This window comes from Pseudomonas sp. (assembly GCF_050739655.1).
GTDB lineage: Bacteria > Pseudomonadota > Gammaproteobacteria > Pseudomonadales > Pseudomonadaceae > Aquipseudomonas.
In genome coordinates this window covers 1-7,884 of the sequence record NZ_JBOIBY010000527.1, presented here as the reverse complement: position 1 = coordinate 7,884, position 7,884 = coordinate 1, and the positions used below count along the sequence as shown (strand labels likewise).

General features: G+C 58.3%; 6 protein-coding genes and 1 pseudogene. 2 read left to right on the top strand and 5 right to left on the bottom strand.

The features are described from left to right. The 5 genes from ACRESJ_RS25085 to acs form a co-directional block, all read right to left on the bottom strand. A partial coding sequence (locus tag ACRESJ_RS25085) for a M14 family metallopeptidase (protein ID WP_431760310.1) occupies window positions 1-1,109 on the bottom strand: 1,109 nt, incomplete at its 3' end. 1 nt (window position 1,110) lies between these two features. Then, window positions 1,111-1,809 (bottom strand): ABC transporter permease, encoded by a 699-nt coding sequence (locus tag ACRESJ_RS25080; protein WP_431760309.1) that lies wholly within the window; start codon window positions 1,807-1,809, stop codon window positions 1,111-1,113. Beyond that, window positions 1,806-2,495 (bottom strand): ABC transporter permease, encoded by a 690-nt coding sequence (locus ACRESJ_RS25075; protein WP_431760308.1) that lies wholly within the window; start codon window positions 2,493-2,495, stop codon window positions 1,806-1,808. Before ACRESJ_RS25075 ends, ACRESJ_RS25080 begins: the two co-directional genes overlap by 4 nt. Window positions 2,496-2,587: 92 nt before the next feature. Then, window positions 2,588-3,367 carry an ABC transporter substrate-binding protein gene (locus tag ACRESJ_RS25070; protein WP_431760307.1) on the bottom strand — a complete coding sequence of 260 codons (780 nt, stop codon included), beginning with the start codon at window positions 3,365-3,367 and terminating at the stop codon, window positions 2,588-2,590. Window positions 3,368-4,049: 682 nt separating this feature from the next. After that, a complete protein-coding gene (gene acs, locus ACRESJ_RS25065; RefSeq protein WP_431760306.1) occupies window positions 4,050-6,005 on the bottom strand; it encodes an acetate--CoA ligase in 1,956 nt (651 codons plus the stop codon). Between the two features lie 490 nt (window positions 6,006-6,495). Here acs and ACRESJ_RS25060 point away from each other — a divergent pair, with 490 nt between their 5' ends. After that, window positions 6,496-6,759, top strand: coding sequence for a DUF2790 domain-containing protein (locus ACRESJ_RS25060; protein WP_431760305.1), 264 nt, complete (start codon window positions 6,496-6,498; stop codon window positions 6,757-6,759). A 551-nt stretch (window positions 6,760-7,310) separates the two neighbouring features. Beyond that, a pseudogene (locus ACRESJ_RS25055) lies at window positions 7,311-7,884 on the top strand (ribonucleotide-diphosphate reductase subunit beta); the annotation flags it as partial.

Below are 7,884 nucleotides of genomic sequence, written 5' to 3'. Positions count from 1 at the left end.
CGCCCGTGACGCAGCGCTTCGCGCCCCGCCACCTTGGCCAGCCAGAAACCGGGTTGGGCATAACGCAGCCGTTCAATGGCAAACAGCACCCCGGACGTACCAGCACACACCGTGCTGACCCGATCCGATAACGGATCGATCACTTCGAAAATTTCGTCACCGGCTTCGATCCACTCGCCAGGTTGACGCAGGTAACTGATCACGCCAGGGTGTGGCGCGAACAGCAATTCGGTGCCTTCAAAGGGCATGCCTTCGCAAGGCTCTTGCGCAGGCTTTGGCCATTCACCGCTGATCAGGCCTTGCTCGGCGAGGAACGCCAGAATGCCTTCGGCGTAGGCTTCAGTCTCTTCGCGGCCAGTGTCAGCCTGACCACCCAATTCAAGCGTGGTCGCCAGGCAGGCCAGTGGAATTTGCGCATCCGGAAACAGACGCGACAGGCGCAACCACGGCAACGAACAGGCCTCGTCGAACGAGCTGCCACCGGAGTCTTCCGCCAGCAATCCCACCTTCACATTCAAATGTGCAGCCAGCGAGCGCCACTGCGGCCAGTGTTGTGGCAAGGCATACATGTGCAGCGCCGCTTCGGCATCGCAATGCAGATCCAGTACCACATCAGCGGTGCAGGCATGGCTGAGCAAAATGCGTTGCATGCCCTGCAACTGGCTGCTGGCCGGAGGCAGCGCCGCCAGATGATCGCTCATGGTCTGGCGGATCAAACGGATGTTGGCGTGCGGGTCATCACCAAGATGCCCATCGAGTTGTGCGGCCACTGGCGCACTCAACTCGACGAAATCGCGGTTGAAATTCTTGCCGCTGCCCGCCTCGAAACGTCCTTGATGATTGCCCTGAAGCAGTTGACCGAGGCCCAGTGGGTTGGCCACCGGGACCAGTTCGATCACACCGTTCAACAAGCCTTGGGCTTCAAGTTCGGCCAAGCGTGTTTTCAACGCCCAGGCGGTACGCATGCCCGGCAATTCATCGGCGTGCAGGCTGGCCTGGATGTAAGCCTTGCGCTCGCCGCTACGCTCCTTATTACCGAATCTGAACACCGAAATCTTGCGCTCGCTGCCCAAGTGGCTCCACGGCAGTGAATGATCGATGCGTTCCATATCAGTGCTTCCGCGGGGCCAGGTAGCCCAACCAGCGGCGCTCGGCCAGCTTGAACAGCTTCACCAGAATGAACGTCAGGCACAGGTAGAACACGCCGGCGGTGATGTACGCCTCGAACGGCAGGTAGAACTGCGCGTTGACCGTGCGTGCCGCGCCGGTGATGTCGATCAGGGTCACGATGGACGCCAGACTGGTGGTCTGCAGCATCATGATCACTTCGTTGCTGTATTGCGGCAGTGCCCGGCGCAGGGCCGACGGCAGCAGGATGCGCTTGTACATTTTGACGCGCGACATGCCCATGGCCTTGGCCGCTTCGATCTCGCCGTTCGGCGTGGCGCGCAGGCTGCCCGCGATGATTTCGGCGGTGTAGGCGCTGGTGTTGATGGCGAAGGCCAGGCACGCACAGAACGTGGCGCTGGACAGCCATGGCCAGAGGAAGCTCTCACGCACGGCCTCGAATTGCGCCAGACCGTAGTAGATCAAAAACAGCTGCACCAGCATCGGCGTGCCGCGGATCACGTAGGTGTAGAGCCACGCGGTCATGTTGACGACCGCGTTTTTCGAGACACGCATCAAGCCCAGCGGCAGCGCACACAGCAAGCCGAAGAACAGCGACAGCGCGAGCAATTTGAGGGTGGTCACCAGGCCGCCGAGGTACAGCGGCAAGGCCTCCCAGATGACGTTGTAGTCGAAGATCATAGCTCAGCCGCCCTTACGCCTACCGAGTAGCGCTTCTCAAGGTGACGCAATGCCAGCAACGAGACACTGGTGATCACCAGGTACATCGCCGCCACTGCGAGGAAGAAGTTGAAAGGTTCGCGGGTGGCATCTGCCGCCTGCTTGGCCTTGAACATCATGTCCTGCAGACCCACCACCGAAATCAGCGCGGTGGCCTTGGTCAGTACCAGCCAGTTGTTGGTGAAGCCAGGGATCGCCAGGCGAATCATCTGCGGCACCAACACCCGGAAGAACACCTGGAAACTGCTCATGCCGTAGGCCATGCCCGCTTCAGCCTGCCCCTTGGGGATCGCCATGAACGCGCCACGGAAGGTTTCCGACAGGTACGCACCGAAGATAAAGCCCAGGGTGCCGATACCGGCGGCCAGCGGATTGAGGTCGATGTACTCGTCATAACCGAGCATCGGTGCCACTCGGTTGAGCAGGTCCTGACCGCCGTAGAAAATCAGCAGGATCAGCACCAGGTCGGGAATACCGCGAATCACGGTGGAATACAGATCGCCCAGCCAGGCCAGCCAGCGCACCGGCGACAGACGCAGTGCCACGCCGATCAAGCCCAGCAAGATGGCCAGGGCCATGGACGATAAGGCGAGCTGAAGCGTCAGCCAAACGCCATCGAGGATGACAGCCCCGTAGCCTTTCAACATGATTCAGGTCCTCGGAAGTTGGGATGAAAAAATGGCGCAAACCTCAGAGATCCTGTTGCTTGCGCCATTTCGGACTTGTCGTTGCGACGTGTTTACTTGCCGTAAATGTCGAAGTCGAAGTACTTGTCCTGGATTTGCTTGTACTTGCCGTTCTCACGAATGGCAGCGATGGCGGCGTTGAGCTTGTCCAGCTCGGCCTTGTCGCCCTTGCGCACCGCGATGCCAACGCCGTCACCGAAGTATTTGACGTCGGTGAACGCCGGGCCGGCGAACGCGAAACCTTTACCGGCGTCGGTTTTCAGGAACCCGTCATTCAACAGGGTAGCGTCTGCCACGGTGCCGTCGAGGCGGCCGGCGGCCACGTCGAGGTAAATTTCGTTCTGCGAACCGTACGGTTTGATCTCGGCACCCAGCGGAGCCAGAACTTCGCGGGCGAAACGCTCGTGGATCGAACCACGCTGCACGCCGATGTTCTTGCCCTTGAGCTCGGTCAGGTTTTCGCTGACCTGCGTGCCAGCCTTCATGACCAGGCGAGCCGGGGTGTTGTAGTACTTGTTGGTGAAGTCCACGGACTTCTTGCGATCTTCAGTGATCGACATGGATGACAGGATCGCGTCGATCTTGCGCACCTTGAGTGCCGGGATCAGGCCGTCGAACTCTTGCTCGACCCACACGCACTTGACCTTCATCTCTTCGCACAGGGCATTGCCGATGTCGTAGTCGAAACCAACGATGCTGCCGTCCGGCGCTTTCGATGCGAATGGAGGGTAAGCCGCTTCGATACCGATTTTCAGAGGTTTTTCATCGGCGAAGGTTGGCAGGGACAACACACTGGCCAGTGCCAGGGCGCCAAGCAGCACGAGTTTCTTCATCTTGGGACTCCATCGGTAAAAGGCGAAAACGGCAGAGTGAGCAACAGCCCAATATGCGAATGAGTGAAACCGTAAAGCGGTGCTGCGTCCTGGGAAGCGCGTGTTGAAATTCAACACAGGCAACGACGAGCGAATGATCGGCATTCTAACGACAGGCCCGAAGCCGATATTTCTTCAATGCGACAACTAGTTACAGAAGCACCGAGAAAGCCGCTTGGGCGCGTTGACAGCCCCGCAAAATCATGCGAAGGCAAAAGAGGGTAAACCGATCTATGTAGCAAATAGCGGGCCTATTATTGGCAAACCCTTCTAATCCGGCAAGCGCAGCGAGGGGTCTTATTTTTTCTGTATGACTTTCAGGCGCTGATTCAGGGCTCGACGTTTCCCAATGCCCCGTATCCGGGCGGTGCGGTTACACATTCAGTAACTTGAATGTTTGCGGGTAACAGTAGGAAACGTCCCACAAGGGAAGTCGATAATTATTGGCTGTTGTTTATGTGGTGGCTGACAGATCGCCATCGCTAGCAGGCTAGCTCCCACAGGATTCGTGATCACCGCAAATCCCTGTGGGAGCTAGCCTGCTAGCGATGGGGCCAGCCCAGCCAACACAAAACCCTCAGCCACAAAAAAGCCCCGCCTGGCTGAACACCTGGCAGGGCTTTCAGTGACTCAGAATCGATGTTTAAGCAACATTCATCATCTTGTGCGTATCGATCAAATGCTGCACCACACCCGGATCGGCCAAGGTGGAAATATCACCCAGCCCATCGTATTCGGCTGTCGCAATCTTGCGCAGAATCCGGCGCATGATCTTGCCCGAACGAGTCTTCGGCAGCCCCGGCGCCCACTGGATCACATCCGGCGAAGCAATCGGGCCAATCTCCTTGCGCACCCAGTTTTTCAGCTCCAGGCGCAGTTGCTCGTTCGGCTCTTCGCCATTCTTGAGGGTGACATAGACATAAATGCCCTGCCCCTTTATGTCGTGCGGTACACCGACCACCGCCGCTTCGGCGACTTTCGGGTGAGCGACCATCGCGCTTTCGATCTCGGCGGTACCCATGCGGTGACCGGAAACGTTGAGCACGTCGTCCACGCGACCGGTGATCCAGTAGTAGCCATCAGCATCACGACGGGCGCCGTCACCGGTGAAATACATGCCACGGAACGTCTTGAAGTAAGTATCCACAAAGCGATCATGGTCGCCAAATAGGGTACGCGCCTGACCCGGCCACGAATCGAGAATCACCAGGTTGCCCTCGGCCTCGCCTTCGATGATGTTGCCCAGATTGTCCACCAACGCTGGCACCACGCCGAAGAACGGACGTGCCGCAGAACCCGGCTTGAGACCGTGAGCGCCCGGCAGCGGGCTCATCATGTTGCCGCCGGTCTCGGTCTGCCACCAGGTATCGACGATCGGGCAACGGGACTTGCCAACATTCTTGTAGTACCAATCCCAGGCTTCCGGATTGATCGGCTCACCGACCGAACCCAGCAGACGCAGGCTGCTGCCATCAGCACCCTCAACTGCGGCAGTACCGGCTGCCATCATCGCGCGGATCGCGGTCGGCGCGGTGTAGAGAATGTTGACCTTGTGCTTGTCGACGATCTTCGCCACCCGGGTGATGTCCGGATAGTTCGGCACGCCTTCGAACAGCAACGTGGTCGCGCCATTGGCCAGCGGACCGTAGACGATGTAGCTGTGACCGGTGACCCAGCCGACGTCAGCGGTGCACCAGTAGACTTCGCCCGGGCGGTAGTCGAACACGCGCTCGTGGGTCATGGCCGCATACAGCAGATAGCCGCCAGTGGTGTGCTGCACGCCTTTTGGCTTGCCGGTGGAGCCGGAGGTGTAAAGGATGAACAGCGCTTCTTCAGCGCCCATTTCCTTCGGCGCGCAAACGGTGCCCGCCACTTTCATCAGGTCCTCGAACCAGATGTCGCGATGCTGGTTCCACTTGATGTCGCCACCGGTGCGCTTGCACACGATGACTTTCTGGATGCTGCTGGTTTCCGGGTTGGTCAGGGCGTCGTCGACGTTGGCCTTGAGCGAAATTTTCTTGCCAGCACGAACGCCCTCGTCGGCGGTAATCACCACCTTGGAGCGGCAGTCGATGATGCGACCCGCCAGGGCTTCCGGCGAGAAACCACCGAACACCACCGAGTGAATCGCGCCGATCCGGGTACAGGCCAGCATGGCGACCACGGCTTCAGGAATCATCGGCATATAGATAGTCACCACGTCGCCGCGGTGCACGTCCTGGCCACGCAGGGCGTTGGCGAACTTGCAGACTTGTTCGTGCAGTTCGCGGTAGGTGATGTTGCGGCTTTCGGAAGGGTCATCGCCTTCCCAGATGATTGCGACTTGATCGCCGCGCTCGGCTAGGTGACGGTCGAGGCAGTTGTAGGAAACGTTCAGGGTGCCGTCGGCGAACCATTTGATATCGACATGGTGATCGTCGAAGGAAGTCTGCTTCACCGTGGTGAAAGGCTTGATCCAGTCGAGGCGCTTGGCTTGCTCGCGCCAGAAACCGTCCGGGTTGACGACCGACTGCTGGTACATGGCCTTGTAGGTCGCCTCATCAGTCAGCGTATTGGCCAGAACCTCGGGACGAACGGGATACAGAGAAGCCGCACTCATCTTTCTTACCTCGGTGGAATAGTTGTTTTTGTATGACCCTGTTTTAGCCGGGCCGGGCCTATAGAACCATTCGACGATGGTAGTAACAAGCCCATACAAACTGTCCTGATAACCCGAGAACCCGCGTCCACCCGCCACTGTGGGAACTGATCTTTTGATCTTGATCGTTCCCACGCTCCGCGTGGGAATGCCTCAAGGGACGCTCCGCGTTCAGTGACGCGGAGCGTCACGGGCTGTATTCCCACGCAGAGCGCGGGAACAATCAGGCACGGAGCGAGGATTGTTACAAAATCCATCAAAGGTGTTTATCAAAACCCCACCTATATGAATCTCACCCCCGCCCCTAAAATTCGCCTCGCCAACCCGGCAACTGAGTTAACCAAGTTACAGCCCCCACGAAGGCAGTTAACCCAACCCAAGTAGTGCAGTTACACACGCAACCCCAAAAAGGTTGCGTGACCCCCTTCGCCCTGAAAAAGGTAAACATTAGATGAAAGCTTTATTGGTTCTGGCCCTCAGCAGCCTGTGCTTAACCGCCATGGCAGACGAGGCCCAGACTGATGTCGCGCAGCAACAACCACCCATCGAGGATTACACCTACTCGATGCACCTGGACATCGCCAAAGTTATCTCCATGAGCGAAGTCCCCAATGTTTGCGAAGTTGTCCCGATGAAAATGGAATATGACGACTCAAAAGGTCAGCGCCATATTCTGCGTTACAGCGTCATGGGTAACGGCTGCTCCAGCGGCTGATCGTAGCTGACTCGTAACTGCACCGAATCCGGTCATTTCAGCGTTTGCTGAAGGTCGATTCCAGCCCGGCTTCGGTCGGGCTCAGTTGTGTTTGGAGTCGTCGAAAAGCGATCCAAAACACAACATGTAGTAAAAAACCGCTTTTTCTGCTCACTTTTTAAGCAAAACTTGAGTCAAGCCATTTTTACGAAAAAAAATCTTCTCCCGGCAAAGCCCCATAAACCCTCGCTCTGGCCGAAAAACCTGCCCTCTCGGCCGCGCCATGCGCGGATTCGCCCCACCACGGCTGGAAAAATTTCCCTATAATGCCGCCTTAAACGGGCCTGCAATATTCCCTTACAGGGACGAACGCCAGTCTGAAGCCCACGCCGGAGTCGCCATCGATTTCTGCGCCCCTCAGAGGCTCTCGGAACCCCGTACAAAATTATGTTTATTTGCCTGCGCGTGCCGCTGCAAAAAACGCTATCCAACGCGGCCAGTACGGCCGTGTGAAATGCCAACCTAATAATTTCACACGGGCAATCTGGCCCTCACGCAGGAGACGACACGTCATGCTGAGCTGGGACGAATTCGACAAAGAAGACACGGAAGTAGTAGCCAAGAGCGCCAACGCTGGCCACGCCGCTGAAGCCAATATGGACCGTCTCGACAGCGCTGGCGGTGCCGCCGCCCTGGAAGCCCGTGCCGTCACCGCTACTGACTCCGCCGCCGTCGCCCGCGCCAAAGCCTCACTCGACAACCTCGACATCGCCTAAGGCCACGCTGAACTCGAAGGCGCCTCCGCCCGTGTCGCAGTTGACGAAAAGCGCATGATCAACTGCCGCGCCGACCTCAACCAACTCGTACCTTTCAAGTACGACTGGGCATGGCAAAAGTACCTGGACGGCTGCGCAAACCACTGGATGCCGCAAGAAGTCAACATGACCGCCGACATCGCCCTCTGGAAAAACCCGGAAGGCCTGACCGACGACGAGCGCCGCATCGTAATGCGCAACCTGGGCTTCTTCTCCACCGCCGACTCCCTGGTTGCCAACAACCTGGTCCTGGCCGTGTACCGCCTGATCACCAACCCGGAATGCCGCCAGTACATCCTGCGCCAGGCTTTCGAAGAGGCGATCCACACCC

Excerpts from the sequence above, each read along its gene's own strand:
- ACRESJ_RS25060 (WP_431760305.1), top strand. The coding sequence starts at position 6,496 with ATGAAAGCTTTATTGGTTCTGGCCCTCAGCAGCCTGTGCTTAACCGCC.
- ACRESJ_RS25070 (WP_431760307.1), bottom strand. The coding sequence starts at position 3,367 with ATGAAGAAACTCGTGCTGCTTGGCGCCCTGGCACTGGCCAGTGTGTTG.
- acs (WP_431760306.1), bottom strand. The coding sequence starts at position 6,005 with ATGAGTGCGGCTTCTCTGTATCCCGTTCGTCCCGAGGTTCTGGCCAAT.
- ACRESJ_RS25080 (WP_431760309.1), bottom strand. The coding sequence starts at position 1,809 with ATGATCTTCGACTACAACGTCATCTGGGAGGCCTTGCCGCTGTACCTC.
- ACRESJ_RS25075 (WP_431760308.1), bottom strand. The coding sequence starts at position 2,495 with ATGTTGAAAGGCTACGGGGCTGTCATCCTCGATGGCGTTTGGCTGACG.